Origin of the sequence: Granulicella sibirica (genome assembly GCF_004115155.1) — a bacterium.
Classification (GTDB): domain Bacteria; phylum Acidobacteriota; class Terriglobia; order Terriglobales; family Acidobacteriaceae; genus Edaphobacter; species Edaphobacter sibiricus.
The window spans coordinates 436,598-453,517 of the sequence record NZ_RDSM01000002.1 but is presented as its reverse complement, the minus strand read 5'-3'; the positions used below and the strand labels follow the sequence as shown (position 1 = coordinate 453,517).

General features: G+C 58.3%; 9 protein-coding genes. 2 read left to right on the top strand and 7 right to left on the bottom strand.

The genetic code is table 11. The annotated features are described in order from the left end of the window. Nucleotides 1–42 precede the first annotated feature (42 nt). Entirely contained in the window at nucleotides 43–1,731 is a 1,689-nt protein-coding gene (locus tag GRAN_RS12865) for a UbiD family decarboxylase (RefSeq protein WP_128913439.1), read from the top strand. A gap of 86 nt (nucleotides 1,732–1,817) precedes the next feature. Here GRAN_RS12865 and GRAN_RS27295 read toward each other — a convergent pair whose 3' ends face one another. From GRAN_RS27295 to GRAN_RS12840, 6 genes are all read right to left on the bottom strand, one after another. Then, nucleotides 1,818–2,162, bottom strand: a complete 345-nt coding sequence (locus tag GRAN_RS27295) for a hypothetical protein (protein ID WP_277751215.1) — start codon at nucleotides 2,160–2,162, stop codon at nucleotides 1,818–1,820. Nucleotides 2,163–2,170: 8 nt separating this feature from the next. Beyond that, the gene (locus GRAN_RS27290) at nucleotides 2,171–2,692 is read right to left on the bottom strand and encodes a P-type ATPase actuator domain-containing protein (RefSeq protein ID WP_277751214.1); all 522 of its coding nucleotides are present in this window, start codon (nucleotides 2,690–2,692) and stop codon (nucleotides 2,171–2,173) included. 1,321 nt (nucleotides 2,693–4,013) lie between these two features. Next, the gene (locus tag GRAN_RS12855) at nucleotides 4,014–7,088 is read right to left on the bottom strand and encodes a beta strand repeat-containing protein (protein WP_128913438.1); all 3,075 of its coding nucleotides are present in this window, start codon (nucleotides 7,086–7,088) and stop codon (nucleotides 4,014–4,016) included. 5 nt (nucleotides 7,089–7,093) lie between these two features. Next, on the bottom strand, nucleotides 7,094–11,992 hold the full coding sequence (locus tag GRAN_RS12850) for a beta strand repeat-containing protein (RefSeq protein ID WP_161570959.1): 4,899 nt from the start codon (nucleotides 11,990–11,992) through the stop codon (nucleotides 7,094–7,096). Between the two features lie 121 nt (nucleotides 11,993–12,113). Next, nucleotides 12,114–13,151, bottom strand: coding sequence for a YncE family protein (locus GRAN_RS12845; RefSeq protein ID WP_128913436.1), 1,038 nt, complete (start codon nucleotides 13,149–13,151; stop codon nucleotides 12,114–12,116). Nucleotides 13,152–13,247: 96 nt separating this feature from the next. Then, nucleotides 13,248–13,874, bottom strand: a complete 627-nt coding sequence (locus GRAN_RS12840; RefSeq protein WP_128913435.1) for a hypothetical protein — start codon at nucleotides 13,872–13,874, stop codon at nucleotides 13,248–13,250. A 380-nt stretch (nucleotides 13,875–14,254) separates the two neighbouring features. On the opposite strand from GRAN_RS12840, the gene GRAN_RS12835 reads away from it, so the two are divergent. Continuing rightward, nucleotides 14,255–15,421, top strand: a complete 1,167-nt coding sequence (locus GRAN_RS12835; RefSeq protein ID WP_128913434.1) for a helix-turn-helix transcriptional regulator — start codon at nucleotides 14,255–14,257, stop codon at nucleotides 15,419–15,421. 61 nt (nucleotides 15,422–15,482) lie between these two features. Here GRAN_RS12835 and GRAN_RS12830 read toward each other — a convergent pair whose 3' ends face one another. Continuing rightward, nucleotides 15,483–16,685: a carboxypeptidase-like regulatory domain-containing protein gene (locus tag GRAN_RS12830; protein ID WP_161570958.1), complete on the bottom strand. Its 1,203-nt coding sequence runs from the start codon at nucleotides 16,683–16,685 to the stop codon at nucleotides 15,483–15,485. Between the last annotated feature and the right edge of the window lie 235 nt (nucleotides 16,686–16,920).

Below are 16,920 nucleotides of genomic sequence, written 5' to 3'. Positions count from 1 at the left end.
CGATACAGCAATCCTTACTGCTGAAGTGGAGCATCAAGGGGCATGAGCGATGAGAAGGTTCTTCCGATTAAAAAGCCGAGTCTTGATCTTCAGAGCCATCTTGCTGAGCTCGAAGCAAATGGTTTGCTCACCCGCGTTGACCGTCCCATCAATAAAGACACGGAATTGCATCCACTCGTTCGTTGTCAATTTCTCGGAGGGATACAAGAGGACGACCGTCGCGCCTTCCTGTTCACGAATGTTATTGATTCAGAGGGACGACACTACGACATCCCGGTTGTGGTGGGAGCGTTGGCAGCCTCGCCGAAAATTTACGCTCTTGGAATGGGCAGGCCGATTGCCGATATCGGTGCCGACTGGCTTTCTGCGATAGCTCACCCCATTGCCCCTGTCGTTGTGATCTTGCCGCCCTGCCAGGACGTTGTGATGATGGGGAATGAGTTGCGGAAACCCGGCGGAGGCCTCGCAAGCTTGCCTGTTCCAATTTCGACCCCGGGGTATGACGCAGCGCCTTATCTGACAGCAACCTTGTGCATCACGATCGATCCCGACAGCGGGATCCAGAATATCGGTACATACCGCGCGGCATTGAAGAAGACCGATCGTCTTGGGGTAAGAATGTCATCCCGAATCGGTGGCGCTGGTGGGTACCTCCACTGGTGCAAATACCATGACCGAAAGGAAAAGATGCCTTGTGCCATCGTCATCGGCGCTGCGCCGGTCATCGCCTACACCGGCCCACAAAAGTTATCGATTGATCTCGATGAGATTACAGTAGCCGGTGCGCTGGCCGGGGTTCCGATTCGGATTGCAAAGGCCATTACAGTCAATCTTGATGTTCCTGCCGATGCAGAGATCGTTATCGAAGGTTTTATCGATACCGACATGCTCGAACCAGAAGGACCTTTCGGCGAGAGCAACGGCTATGTTGCGCTGGAAGACTTCAACATGTCCATGGAAGTGACGGCGATAACTCACAGGAAGAAGCCTGTCTTCATTTCCATCATTAGCCAGGTGTCGCCGAGTGAATCAAGCGTCATCAAGAAGCTGGCTCTTGAACCGCTGTACCTGAATTACCTACGGGAATCCTTGTCCCTCAAAAGCGTGCTCCGGGTTGTCATGCATGAGCATCTTAGCGATTTGCGTCCAATCATCTTCGTGCAGTTCTCGAATGAAACGCCAAAGACCGAGGTCTGGCGTGGTCTACAGGCCACTGCAGCAAGACAGGCCGACAGCGGCAAAATCGTCATTGCTGTAAGCGAAGATATCGATCCCGAGAATACGGATGCCGTGATGTGGTCTCTGGCGTACCGCTCGAATCCGGTTGAGGACGTTCATGTCGAACCTTACCGTTCGACTGGACACTCTCCGAAGTCGGGTCCATCGGAATTGGATTCGACACTTCTGATAGACGCCACATTGAAATATCCAATGGCTCCTCTGGCGCTACCAAAACGTGAGTTCATGGAACGTGCCCAGGTGTTATGGAAGGAACTTGGCTTACCCACCATAACGCCGCACGCTCCCTGGCACGGGTATTCGCTTGGAGATTGGAACGACTCATGGGAGCAATTCGCAAAAAATGCTGTCGTAGGAGCCTGGTCCAAGAACGGGGAGGAGACTTGGTTGCGGAGACGGAGTGGGCTGAAACCCGAGACGCCGGCGCGGACGGTGGAGGCTAGCGGGAAAATGGCCACAAGCACGGGCCCAACTCCCCCAGATGCTGACTAAGCAACCCGCATTTGATCAAGACTGCCACATAGCTTTTAGTCAAAACAACAGCAAAATAACGTAGCTGCGGGTAGGGAAAACGCTGCTCATAGTTTAGCTGCGCGCAGTCTCAGCGCATTGGCGATGACCGATACAGAGCTGAAACTCATTGCGGCGCCTGCAATCATCGGGCTGAGGAGAATGCCAAACGCGGGATAGAGAACGCCTGCGGCCAATGGGACGCCAAGTGCGTTGTAAACGAAGGCAAAGAACAGATTCTCGCGAATGTTATTCATCGTGAGATGACTCAATCGGCGAGCCTTCACAATGCCGCGAAGATCCCCTTTTATCAAGGTGATGCCTCCCGTCTTCATCGCAACGTCCGTCCCTGTTCCCATTGCAATTCCCACATGTGCTTGAGCGAGCGCCGGGGCATCGTTATTGGCTGTCATTCACACCTTCAACTGAAAAAAGCTCTGTAAGTCTTGGCTTGCCTTCGGTCAAGGTGCCAGTCTTGTCGATAACGAGCGTATCTACCTTCTAAAATCTCGAGTGCCTCCGCGTTGCTGATGAGGACGCCTTCTCGTGCCCCTCTTCCTGTGCCGACCATGATTGCCATAGGCGTCGCCAGCCCAAGCGCACAGGGGCACGCAATGATCAGCACGGCTACCGCATTGACCAAGGCGTGCGCGTAGTGCGGCTGCGGGCCGTATATCGCACACAAGGTAAAGGGGATGACCGCCGCTAACAGAACTGCCGGCACAAAGTACGAGGCCACCACGTCTGCCAATCGCTGAATGGGAGCGCGAGTACGCTGGGCTTCGCTCACCATTTTTACGATCTGTGCAAGCAAAGTATCGGCTCCGACTCGCTCCGTTTTCATTACAAGACTACCCGTGCCGTTGATCGTTCCACCGGTGACCGTAGCATCAACTGTCTTTTCGACTGGAATGGGCTCGCCGCTGACCATCGACTCATCCACCGAACTCCTGCCCTCAGTCACAACGCCGTCCGTCGGAATTTTTCGCCGGGACGAACGCGTAGCCTATCGCCGACTTGTATCGCCTTCAAATCAACATCCTCTTCCGTACTGTCGTCGGAGATTCGTCGCGCCGTCTTCGGCGCGAGCCCGAGAAGCGCTTTTATCGCACCGCTGGTTTGGCTTCGGGCCTTGAGTTCTAGGACTTGGCCGAGGAGAACGAGGTCAGTGATAACGGCCGCCGCCTCAAAATAAAGTCCGCGTTGGCCTGACATATCCCGGAAAGAGGGAGGAAATATCTGAGGTAGAACCACCGCAACGATCGGAATATCCAATAGCAACGTTGGTTGTGCCATTGGATATTTGAATTGGACGGTAGCGATTCGCGGCCCCATCCTTGAAACATCATTCAATGGGTATCGGATTCCTCGATACCGCAGAGATCTACGGAGTCCGCCAATGGCAGAAGTAAGCGTCACCGAACGCAGGGGTCCGAGCCGCGTCACACTCGCACAAGATGAGAAATTCGTGGTCAACGGTGAGCCCGTAGAGATGTCCTCCAGCAGTCGGAGCAGGTCCGTTACGGCTGGAGCAATGAGCGCGGCGGAAAACGTCCTGCCTCGGATGCTCACTGTTTCTGAAGTGGCAGCATTCTTGTCGGTGAGCGATGACACCATCTTGAAGCAGTTCGGCTCCCTGCCTGGTGTTGTTGACATTGGCACATCAGGCGGCATGCACCTTCGACAGAAGCGAGTGCTACGAATCCCACAAAGGACGCTGGAGCGGTACATTGCCGACAGACAGGTGAAAGTACGGAGATAGATTTTCGTCTGCTGTAAACTATGAATCAGCGTTAGGCTGGTGTTGGTTCTGCATCATCATTTGTGTCAATTTTGTGTCACGGAATTGCGGGACAGTCGGAATGGGCGGGATCATCGGCCTTTGCAATCTCTAAGTTATAGATTCTAAGAGCGTTCGATGGGTTCGACTCCCACCGCCTCCACCATCTTCAAACCGACTTATCACAATGGTTTCACTCGCACATAAGTAAGTCTCACCATGCGCAAGGTGGTTCCGTAGCTCTTGTCTTTCCGATTGGCTCGCTCGAATGGAGTAGGTCCTGTCGCTGTTTTGGAAGACCGAGGGCTTGAATCGCCTCAAGGCAAGAACCGGGCGCATTCGCGAAGAGCCTTTAGACTCTAAGAAAAAACGCATAGGATAAGGCCATTTCTGGCGCGCCTGCTAACTTCCGTCGGAAAAAAGAGATCTACGCTTGATAGCAACGTCCGCCCAAGGGAACTGCAAGAGCGCTGCGTCGGATTATCTACTGTGCCGTCTGCGAAGTGGACACGCCAACAGAGTTTGTCAAGGTCACCTCCACCGTCCCGACATTCGCCGCATCGTCGCTCACATCGAACACCTGTGTATACGTAAACGTCGACCCATACGCCACTGATGTCGTCGAGTCGAACCACGTAGTAAACAGCGGCCCAACAGGCGCGGTCACATCTGGAGTATTAATCGCCGCGCCTGCGGCCGCCGTGAAGTGGAACGTCGCCGTCGTCACCTCGCGCGTGTTCGAGAAACCATGAATCGCCACGCTCAGTTGCGTTCCGTTCCGCGTCAAGGTCGTCGTTGAGACCGTAGGAATTGCCTTTGGTACGACGATTGTCACCGGAGCAAGATTCGCCGGAGTCACATCCACGCCCTGCGCCGTTAAGGTTAAGGGAACCGTTATCGTACCGGCAACGGTGCCCGCCTGAAGTTGAATCGCCGGCGTCGTCACGGAGTTTGCCGGAACCGTGAACGTGAAATTGCGTCCGCCGTTCGCAAACTGGATCGCCGGATCATCCACCGCAGGAGTCACTGCAGGCGCGAAGAGCAGGTTGAACGAAGCCGTCAACGGCACAGGATACGGATTTGTGAGCGCAAAGCTCACCGCCGGCTGAGAACCGGGTGAGGTCGTGGCCGGCCCTGTCAGCGTGATCGCTGGGGTCGCTGGTGTGACGGTGAGCGTCTGCGCGGCAGTCGTCGCCGAGATCCCTGGATCGGAGACTGCAACCTGCAGTGTACCGACCTTCCCGAAGTCGGACGCCGGAATGATCGCCGTCAGAGTTGTGGGATTGACATAAGCCGTCGCCACCGCCGCGCCATTCACCAGCACCACGGAATTCGTCACAAAGCCCGAACCCGTCAACGTCACAGTCGTGTTCGGATCGCCAACTCGCGCCACGTTCGGCGCAAAAGAGGTCAGCGTGAGCGGCGAAACAACGATCGTCACACTCCCCAGTGCGGTTGTGTAGTCGACCGAATCCGTAGGCGTAAACGTCACGCTGAGTGTCTGCGTCCCAGGCGCGGGCACAACGCCGGCGGCTGGACTATAAACGAAGCTACCGGGCAGAGATCCCGTCCCAATACCCTTCGCCGATGCGTTCAACTGGACGCCGCTTAGCGCAGTTCCATATGGAATCGCCGACGGCACAGGCCACGTCAGCATCGGAGTCGCCTTCGTCACCGTAATCCTGACGCTCGAGGTCGCCGAAGCATATGTCGTATCTGAGGGAGTGAATGCTACGCTCAGCGTCTGCGTCCCGATGCCAAGAACAGTCCCGGCAGCCGGCGTATAAACGAACGTTCCAGCCACGCCGACCCCATTGGCGTCGACGGCGGCCGCGTTCAATTGCGCGCTTCCAATCGGCGTCCCATACGTGATCGGGTTCGGATTTGCCCAATTGATCGTCGGCACAATCTGCTGAGCCTGATTGACCACCTGGGTCAACACTCCGGAACTCAGCCCGGTGAAGTACATATCGCCCGCATACACGGCCTGAATCGAATGCGTCCCCACGGCCAGAGAACTCACCGTCGCGCTGAACGCACCCGAGCTACTGAGTGTCCCGCTGGCGATCGTCGTCGTTCCGTCCAGCAGGGAGATCGATCCCGTCGGCATCGTCGTCCCTTGCGCTGCCGTGACCAAAACCGCAAACGTTACGGCATCCCCCGCTTTCGAAGGATTCTTATTGCTGTTCAATGCGATCGCCGCAGACACGCCATTGACCGTCTGTGTGCCGGTAGCCGTCGAACCTGCAAAGTTCACGTCTCCGCTCCACGCAGCCGAAATAGCCTTGGTTCCCACCGTCAGCGAAACGGGCTGCGAGGTTGCAGTTGCCGACCCGTTTACAAGGCTCACCGACGTGATGATTGTCCCAGTCTGCTGCACAGCGGTGTAGATATCGCTGTAGGTGTCCCCATTTGCATCCGCCACGGCAAAAACATTCGCCACCGATGCCATCGCCAGCGAAGCGTAACTCGCGGAGAAGGTTCCGGTGCCATCGTTTACCAGCACTGTTATATTCGTTCCGTCAGCGGCGACAAGGTCAGAGAAGCCACTCCCGGTAAAGCTCCCCACTCCCGCGCCCTTCAGCGCTGGAAACGCAGTCTTAGCGGCGGTCCCAAGCGAGAACATAGTTCCGGAACTAGTGTTCTTGACGAGGAAGAAGCCAGGTGTGCTACCTGTATCGGGCACAGCGAAGTCGATTTCATTAGCCGCTAAGAGGTTCCCCACTAATATCTGTCCGTCGGTTGACTCACCCTGGGTCCCGACAGCCGTGGAGACACTCGCCGTCGCAACTCCTTGGGCCAGCGTTCCAAAGGTCCCATCCTTGTTGTTCCCGAAGACGTTGAGCGTCGGAGCGCCTGCGGTGAAGCTCCCTAGAACGATGTCTGTATACCCATCGTTATTCACATCCACAGCAACCGGAAACGAGTAAGAGGAATCAGCGCCAAATGCCGTGAATACGGGCCCTCCGAACGTGCCATCTCCATTGCCGTGAAAGAACTGAATTCCCTGCCCCGCACTCGATCCGCTGTTCGGCCCCACGACGACAATATCCAGCTTGCCATCGTGATCGAAGTCTCCAACTACTCCGGACGTCGAATAGATTCCCCCGAACGTCTTCGCCGTCGCGAATGTTCCATCCCCATTGCTCAGGAGTACGCCGCCGATCCCGCCCGAAGATCCGCAAAAGAATGCGATATCCGATAAGCCGTCGCCATTGAAGTCACCCGTCACCATAGACCCCTGCGCCGTCTGCGTACAGACTGAGGGCAAGGTCACCGCTCTCGATGTTCCGTTGAATGATCCCCCCGGCAATGTTCCAAGTGAAACTGTCGCCGTCGGCCCGCTGCTGGAAGGAATCAGCACATCCGGGATACCGTCGTGATTGAAGTCGGCCACGATCACCGGCAGGTTCGTCCCATCAGCAAACGCTGTTCTCACACCAACCAGTCCAAACAACATCACCAGTACTCCAAGCCCACCGTGCACGGAAAGCCGACGCGCCGCCGTAGCGTCTTGCGTCGTCGTCCTGAACCGGAGAATCGCGGTAAGTGTCGTCATCTGTCTCACTGAACCGTGGCCGTAATCGTGGTGTATTGCGATGGAGTACTAAAGCCATCGGGTGTTCCAAGCGTCAGGGTCGATGTACCGGTTGCAACCGGCTGGAACTCGAACGTGCCTGTTCCCGAACTCGCCGCGAACGCAACGGGACTGGTCACCGTACCGACGGTTGGGTCGGAACTCGTCACGGAAACGTTCACCGGTGCGAAGTCTGGGTTGATCCCGTATCCGCACGAGTACAGGGTCAAGGTTCCGGTATTCAACTGGCAGGCATAGACCGTTCTAGCAGTTGTGGAGGACGAGGACGTGGTCGATATATTTGGGCTGCCGTCATAGCTGAAGCCAGACGGAAGGACGGTGATCGTCGAGTTGCCATCCGTATACCCGGCGGCCATCACAGTCAACGTCGTCGTTCCGATCTTTTCTCCCTGCACGTAAATCCGACCGACATAGGTTCCGGTTGTGTTCGGGAACAGCACCGCATTCGTTCCAACATCCGTGGCACTGCTGGACACCCCCGCGATCGCCAAGCCATTGCTGAGCACCATCACCGTCACCGCGTTTGGCGGGGCGACCGGCAGGTAAATGTCCATCGCGGTTTCGAGATGAAGCCCGGCGACAACGTTGGAGATGCTGATGGCCGGGGCAGTCACCGTGGCGGTGTACTGCTGGTACATGGTCGGCGTACTAAAGCCCGCAGGGGTTGCGGCGATGCTGACAACCGCCGCACCGGCCGAGACCGGCTGAACTGTGATCTGTTGGGAAGAATCGCCGGTGTTGAACACCAGAGCTGCTGGTGTGACCGTGGCTACGGAGGGAGCTGAGTCAGTAAGAGCAACCGAGACAGGTCCGACACCCGGGTTGAGCGCAAAGCCGTAGTAAAGCGGTGCCAAGCTCGAATCCAGAATCGAGGCGTAGAGCGTGCGCTGGGTACTTCCCGAGAATGTGGAGGTGGTGTAACTCTGGTTCCCGGCGAACGCGAATCCGGATGGATTCACTGTAACGGTGCTTGTTCCCGAGACATAGCCGGGAGCCGCCACGGTCAGGGTCGTCGATCCTACCCCTTGACCCTGGAAAAAGATCTGACCAACATAACTGCCGGTAATGTTGGCGAACGTGAGGCTTGTTGTGCCCACGGCGGTCGCGCTCGTGGATAAGAGTACTGTTCCAGCCGCGTTCGCAGGAACCGATACCGTCACCGTGGTCGCGCTTGGAGGAACTTGTGGCAGAGAGATCGACATGCTGTTCGTAAGGTGCACGCCGGTCAGAAGGTTCCCTATCGAAATCGCAGGCGCGGTCACCGTCGCGGTGTAGCTCTGGTACTGCGTCGGCTTGCTGAAGCCAGTCGGAGCAGCCCCGATCGACACCACCGTACTGCCTGCGGAAACAGGTGTAAATGTCACAGTTTGCTGGCTGTCACCCGCATGGAAGACAAGCGTCCCCGGCGAAATGGTTCCAACCGAGGTAGTTGCGCTGCTGACGCCGACACTCACAGGCCCATATCCTGGATTTAGGGCGTAGCCCGGATACGCAAATGAGAGGTCACTATTGAGGATCGTCGAGTAGACCGCATTTGTTGTTGTGCCAGAGAAGGTTGTTGTCGTGCCGCTTCGATCGCCATAGAACGCAAATCCGGAAGGCTGGACCGTCACAGTCGCCGTTCCGCTGACATACCCCGGCGCGGAGACCGTAAGGGTTGCCGTCCCCACGCTCTGTCCCTGTACGTAGATCGGACCAACATAGGTGCCGGTCGTGCCCGGGTACGTGATCGAAGTCGCGCCAACCGTGCTCGTGTTTGCCGAAATCGTGAACACCGCCGGGTTGCTGCTGGTGATCGTCACAGTCTCTCCGCTGGGAGGAGCTACCGGTAGATATTGAGATTCCCCGTTGATCAGGTGATTGCCCGTCGTGATCGCCCCAACAGAGATCACCGGGGATGTAACCGTTGCTGTCACCGTCTGGTTTTGCGTACTCGTGGCGAACCCGGCAGGTTGCGCGCCGATAGTGAGATTCGTCGTGCCGACTGCAACCGGGTTGAACTGATAGGTCTCTTGCGACTCGTTCGCGTGGAAGGTGAGCGGGCTACCTGTTACCGTCCCGATCGCGGTGTTCGAGCTTGTGACAGGCGTACTCACTGGAGCCAGCCCCGGATTCAACTGGTAGCCTTGCGCCAGCACGCTCAGGTCGGGATTCAGGATCGTCAGATAGGCCGTAACGTTCGATGCCTGCGCGAACGTCGTCGTCGCGAGCGTCTGCTGATAGTAGTAATAAGTCACACCCGCAGGATCGACCGTGACAGCTATCGTTCCGTCCTGGAAGCCAGGAGCGGAAACAGTGAGCGTCGTGGTGCCGATCTTCTGTCCCTGGAAATAGACATATCCGACATAGGAGGACGTTGTGTTGGGGAAGGTAACCGTCTTCGTCCCGACGGTGGTCGCAGCGAGCGAAAGCGTGACGACAGACGGATCGTTACTCGTCACCGTCACCGTGAGCGGGCTCTGCGGATTGAGAGGCAGGTACTGGTAGAACGAATTCTCTAGGTGATAGCCCGTCGCGACTGACGAGTTACCGATCTGGCTTACAACGTTCACGGCTCCGGTCGCCTCGGTTACACCTGGCGAGTCGGCTCGGATCGTCGTCGATCCAGCTTTCACGCCGGTGACTGGAAGGGGCACGGAGGTTGCGCCCTTCACCAGCGTCACCGATGCCGGAACCGTCGCGGTCGTAGGATCGTCCGAGCTCAACGTGAAAGTGAGCCCGCCCGTCGGTGCCGGCGCTGAGATCGCAAGCGTCGTGCCGGTCGATGTCGCCAGATTAATCGTTGTCGTGCTCGGGCTGATCGTCGCCGTGACCGTGACATTCACCACGAGATTTGCCGGCGCATACCCGGGAGCATTCGCCGTGATCGTCGTCGTCCCGATGAGAACACCGGTCACCTGCGGATTCGCCGATGCTGTAAATTGTCCCGCCGGCACCGAGATCGTTGAGGTCACGGTTGCGATGCTCGGCCTGCTGCTCGTAAAGGTCACCATCGTGCCGCCCGGCGGAGCAGCCGTCGCGAGGCTCAGCGCCAGGCTCACCGACTGTCCCGGAGCCACCGGCGGAACAAGGTAGAGGCTCACTTGCGCTGCGGTTCCGGTTGCTTTCGTCGTTCCCGTCTGGTAGTTCGGCGCACTCGCCGTTAGGTTCGAATCGCCCGCAGCAACACCGCTGTAGGTGAAGCTCCCCATCGTCTGGCCAGCGGCGACTGTTACCGTCGCGGGCGCGATCGTAACATTAGCTGGCACCGAGCTTGCCAGCGTGACGGTCAACCCGCCCGTAGGAGCAGGATGCCCGAGTGTAAACGTCCCGTTCAGGGTCGACATGATGCCCACGAGCTCACTCTGCAACGTCAACGTGATCGGATAGGGCGTGATATTGAATGCGTTACTCACGGCGGGGGTGAGACGTCCGCTAATGGCCTGAATAACGTAGCCGTTTGCTACGTTATTGATCGCCAGGTCCGAGAAGGTCGCGATGCCGCCGACGGCATTCACGCTGAGTGTTCCCGAAAGCGTAGAGCTTCCCGGATTCGTGATCAACGCGACCGACACCGCTCCCGTGAACGAGGTCACCACGTTTCCATTTGCATCCTCAACAGCAACCTGTACCGCAGGAGCAATCGACGTGTTGATCGCAGTCGTCCCCGGTTGCGTCGAGAACGCCAACTGTGTCGGCGGGCTGATCCTTATCGTGTAGGTCGCCGACGAAGACGCACTGTTAAAGGATCCTGAGAGCGCCGCGATCGCCGTAATCGTCTCGGAGGTCGTGATGCTGAACGGTCCCGTATACAGCGTCGAGCCGGTCGTTGGCATACTCCCATCCGTCGTGTAGTAGATCGATGCCCCGGCCGTCGTGTCGGTAAGCGTTATCGTCGCGCTATTCAAGTACGTTCCCGCCGCCGGAGTAATAACCGGCGTGGCTGCTGCGGGAACTGTCAACGACGAGGTCACGGGGGTAAACCCCGCCGTCTTATCGAGGATCAGCCTTGTTTTCGGGAGCGTAGTCCCATCCGCGACAAACGTCACTGTGCCCGAAGGGCTTCCCACAGGATTGGTCGAATACCCGGACTGCTTGAACGTCGACGTCAGCCTCGTCTGCCCGGAGGTCAGCACGGGCGAGGGAGTCGCCGTAATCGTCCCCGAACTCGCAGCCAGTGCATTCACTGTCAACGTGATAGGGGTCGCGGGCGTGCTGCAAAAGTAGGTCGTCGCATCGCTTCCGTTGCAAACGCTCAAAGAGGCCGTCGTATTCGGATCACTGGAAGAGAACATCGCCGGCACCAGCAAAGTCAGCGCTGTTGGAGTAATGGTCCGCGGAGTGACTCGGCCAAACGATCCGAATGCCACCGTCGTATTGGCAACAAAATTTGCGCCAGAAAGTGTAATCGCGATCGGGGCACCCTGGACTCCCGCGGCCGAATTCGCCTGAGGCAGAGACGTTGGCCCGATGTAAGTCCCAAGCGTTGGCTCAACCACCGGAATGGAAAGGCTGTTCGTCAGCGTCGCGTCGAACGTTCCATCGCAGGTCTGTCCCGCAGGCGCAACCGAAAGAAGTGCCGAGACCGCATATCCATTAGCCGCTGTAAAGCTCGATGGGGCAATATTCTGGATAATCGACGCCGGGACCGAGATCGTCTGCACGCCTCCCACAGCGGTAGGAGTCAATGGCGCACTGCTCCCAGCACCTGCGAAGAAGCAGACCTGGTAAGTATTGTTCGTAAAGTCTGGGAGTGTCCCGTTTAGACCAATGCTTGCACCCGCCGCTCCCGCCGGAATGCTGGCTGGACTGGCCGACGTGATGCTATACGTAGGAGCCGTCTGGGACCACCCGCTCGTCACGCCAAGCGCCAGACCCGCCAGCATCAGAAGCTTCCTTCTCGCGACCATTGACCCGCGTCCCCCGAATACGCCAGCGGCGCGCGAGGAAACAAGCGAACGGATTTGTCCGAATGGATGCATCATTTACCTGGGAGATCGAAGAGCGCTACTTCACTGCCGGAACAAACAATAGCTGTGGCGTTGAACCCGTAAGGTCCGCCATCCAGAGCGGCCCGTCACCAAGCTCATTGAGACGGAAGGTCTTGCCGCCTGCCAGAAGACTCAATTCTGTCGCTTGGCACGAACATGTCAACTTTGCGGGCGCACCGCCGTTTTTCAGGTCGATCCACAGGACGTTGTGATCGCCGCCATTCGCGACAACTGCCCACCGCGCATCTTGAGAACCCTGTACAGCCAATGGCTGATTTACGCCTGCCGCGCCGAGAGATTGAACATTGAGCGTCCCTGAAACGTTATGCAAAAGAGATACGGTGTTCCCTGCCGCATCAGCCACGAGCGCATCCTCGGCACCAGCCAGGAAGCTCATGCCGCCCGCCTGTGCAACCGTCGTCAGCCGCGAGACCACACCCGAAGCCGATAGCGTTCCGACCACCACCGGACTGGCCTGCGTCGCAACCAGTACCGTTCCCGCGTCACTCACTGCTGCGCCCGCGAGCTTCGAACCGCCTGGCATCCCCACCTGGTTCGCCTGCGGCTTTGTCGCGAGATTGCTCAACACCGTCACACTCGTTCCCCCGGCGCCATACGCGACCGCCTCCCCACCGTTCGGAGAGAAGATGATGGTCGCCTGGCTCGGAAGCCCCTTTGTGACAAACGCGGGCGTACTCGAAGGCAGATCCAGCACGAACAGGCTCCCGGTCGAGTCTTCCACCAACCCAAGTCCGCTGGCTGCGGACGCCGCTCCGGCGACATACGTCCCAGTAGCCACGATCGACTGCCCCACCACCGCCGACCCGCTCACGCCCTGAATCGGACGGAGAGAGCCATCCGTACCAGACCAGATGTATCCAAGGTTCGGTCCCGCCGGAGCTCCGGGCACCGGCTTCGTCGTGCTTGAATTCGTCCCAGGAAGCAGCGTGCCGCCCGAACCGCACCCGACCGACATCAGGCAAGCTAGCGCCCCAGCAGCCCCGAAGCACGTCTTCGACAAAAACACCCGATGATTGAGTCCTATCGTTTCCATCTGACCCCTTACCATGCAGCAAAAAAACTAAATGTGCCTGTCGATCTACGTACGCTGAAGAAACAAAAAGAGATTTGGTCTCGGGCGGCGATTTGTCTACCTGCTTGATCCACGCGCTGGCGTCGAAGCAGAGATCGTGCCCTGCCCGAGTGTCAGGCTCGTGCCGGTGCTCTTTGTTCCCTCAACCACACCAACGACAACACCAGCAACCACGGCCGAGCCGACAGCCACGAACACCAACTTGCTCATGCCCAGGATCGTATGTGTCGCCACCGTCGCTCCGGCAGAAGAGCCGGCAGCTCCCGCTGAGCTCCCCGCTGCCGTGGACGAAAGTGCCGTCAGCACGCTGCTCTCATGAATCACCGAAGTCGCGACGACCGTTCCGAGGGTCGCCGTCACCCCGATCGTGAAAGATCCCGGAGACTTCGCAAGCTGCATCGACGCCGCACGCGCAATGCCGTCGGGCCCTGTCGTGACCGTAAGCGCGAGCGACTGTCCGCCAAACGTCGCCCCCGCACCCCCGCTTCCGCTGTGGATCAGGAACAGCACAGCGACGGACGAAACCGGCTTGTGATTTTCATCCGTGATCTGAACAACCGGCTCACGCGCGTCGCGCTGGCGGATATTGTTCAGCGCACCTTCGCCTTCGAGGATCTCGATATGCAGCATCGTCGGGGCGGCCTGGGCTCCCACAATCGCTGCCGTCTGCGAAAAAGCGGGCATGCCAGACACAACGGAGAGTAGCGCCAACCCGACCGCGCAACCACTTCGACTCCAAGAACGAAGGCCCATAACCATCTTCCTCAAGCGCTGTTATCTCTCGTCCGTGGCAGGCTGCTTCGGGGGAACAATACGCTCAAGACGCCCCACTGAAATCCCGGAAACCGCACCAGCCAAAGGAGAAAGGAAAACTTCAAACCAGTGTCCTTCCAAAAATCGGACCGGAAACTGGCAACCTCTTTATTCTCTGTAATCTGACTGCCTGAGACTATTCAGCACCCGGCGAGGAAGATATCTCCCAAATGGGAGATAATTCCCTCATCTTCTGAAGAAGAAGTAAATCGCAAATTGCGCCTCGAACGTATACCCCACGGAGGTTGTCATTGCATTCGCCCGCCAAGGTCTCCCATCTGCTCCGTCTCCTGCATGAAGCAGCAGCCGAGCCGCAACATTGGACCGCCTTCATCGAGGCTATGGTCCAGGAGACTAGCGCCGCCTGCAGTTTCGTGATCGCCCTACCGGAAGACCACCATCCCCCGCTCTACCACCAGTTCGGCTTCGAAGACCCCGTCCTTCGCAGCTACAACGAACACTTCGTCCACGAAGACCTCATCCTCGACCGATTCCGCCAGGCGGGCAACCTGCACGGGTCTTGGATCGGCAATCGCCAATCCCTCCTGCCCGATGCCGAGCTCGAAGCGAGCTCCTTCTATAACGACTACATGCGCCCAATGAACCTCTACCATCAGGCCGGAGCCAATGTAGGCCGAGTCGCCAACTATTCCCTGGCCGGCATGACCCTCGTCCGTCCGCGATCGCTGGGCGAATTCGATGCGAGAACGACCTCCCTGCTCCGCCTCATCGCCCCCCACCTCAAGCAGGCCTTCCAACTCCATCACAAGCTGAGCCAACTCAACCTCGGCAACTCGCTCCTCGAGCAAGGCCTTGAGACCACCGGCGTCGCATGCGTGACCATCGACTCCCGAGGCACCGTGCAGTCACAGACCGCAGCCGCCGAAAAGCTCATCTCCCAGTCCGATGGCCTCTGCCTCACCCAGGGTCGCCTTCAGGCCGTCAATCCGAAGGAAGACCGTCTCCTAGAATCCATCCTCTTCTCCGCCCTGAAGACCACCTCCAATGGCATCGACTCCGGCCACGCTGCCATCGGCGGTGAGATCCGCATCTCCCGCCGCCCACCGCGCAAGCCCCTCCACCTCGTCGTCACGCCCTTCCGCTCAGGAATCGAGATCCTCCAGTCCCATCCCTCCGCTCTCGTGTTCCTCGTCGACCCCGAATCGAGAACCCCGCCTCGCGGCGCACTCCTCCGCCGCCTCTTCGGCCTCACCCCGTCCGAAGCCAAACTCGCCGAACTTCTTGCCGAGGGTCACGACGTCAAATGCTGCGCTGAGCGAATGCGCATCACTGAAGCCAGCGCCCGCTTCGTCCTCAAGCGCGTCTTCCAGAAAACCAGCGTGAAAAGCCAAAGTTCCCTCATGCGTCTGACTCTGAGCCTCCCTTGTCTTCCCGAAGAGCGAGCCGCCCTCCGGTAAAGCCTTGGTCGCTGCCTTTTGGTCGTCATTCCCGAAGGGGAACCTGGGTTTGCCCTATCCCTTACTCCGAAGACAACGGCACCGAAGCCTTCTTCGAAGGCCCATAATCGGGGATATGCGGCGTAATCCTCCGGATCACAAACTCCTGAATCAGATTTTGAACAGCTCCCGCCGCCGTCCCGATCAGCGCATTATTGATCGTCAACCGAGCCCCATTCCGGTCGCTGGCGGGATAGTAGATGTTTGAAATCCCACCCGTCGCCAGATTTCCGAGCACATTCGAGTAGTTTGGCTGCCACTTACCGTTATCGCCACGGCAGACCACAACCATCGCAACCGCATACTCAGCCCGCGACACCACGGACCCGGTTCCTTTGTAGAAGTACCGTGGATCCTGGCGAAACAGCGAAGGCAGAATTGCCCCGCCTATCATCGTGCTGGTAAACCCATCCGCATACGAAGCTCCAAATCTCTTCGCATATCCTTGCGCTCCCTGCCCGTAACCGCTGTAGTCGTTGTTCGCCTGCTCGACCCCCGCCGTCACCCCCGTCAGCGCAAAAGTCACTGGATCCGTTGCAGACTTCCACGCCAATCCGAACTTCTGCTTCCTCGTCAGTGGGGCGGCATTCCAGATGTAAGTTGCATAGAAGTTTGGGAACACCCCGAGCACCCTCTGCTTCTCTTCGAGGTTTACCTGCGCCGCCGCTATCTCCTGCTGCGACGCCAGGACCGTCACATTGGCGAACGCTTTCGAGAGAGTCATCCCAATCCTCTGCACCTCAACGCTCTCCCCTGTATGCAACACCCCCGACGTGACCCACGTCGCCAGCCCAACCGAATTCACCGTTAGGGTGAACCCGCCAGCCTGCAGCCCTTCGAAACGAAACCCACCATCGGCACCTGAAGCCGTCTCCCGGCCACCCGGAGCAACCCTCCCTGCAAGCTGCACCTTCGCCCCCACTACGAGAGCGCCATTGCTGTCTTTGACGACTCCGAATAGGCTCCCGTTCGTCGCCCCATCTTCAGAAACCGCCCCGCCTGGTGCATCCGGCAGATCTTCGACAGAAGCTACCAATGCTCCCTGCGCCACCCCAGCCAATGGCATCATGCAAAGCACAAGCCAAACAACGACTCCCCTAAGGCCAAGCAATTCCGAGAGCCGCTCGCTCACAGCCCTCAGTTCTCTAAAGCTCGACCAGTCTCCCATCAACTCGAAAGCTCCATCCGATGGCCCACCTTCATCCTCCGAGAGCCGCTCGCTCACAGCCCTCAGTTCTCTAAAGCTCGACCAGTCTCCCATCAACTCGAAAGCTCCATCCGATGGCCCACCTTCATCCGTCCTCACTCACACCGATCAATTGCGCGAACGATCCGTCGCGCATGATCTACCTTGCCGCAGATCCATTTTCTAAGAGCACGGCTCAACTGCGCCTCATACTTCCTCGCGAGAAAGGACCTCAGCCTCTGATGGCCCATCCAGATAGCCCGCGGTGTTACTT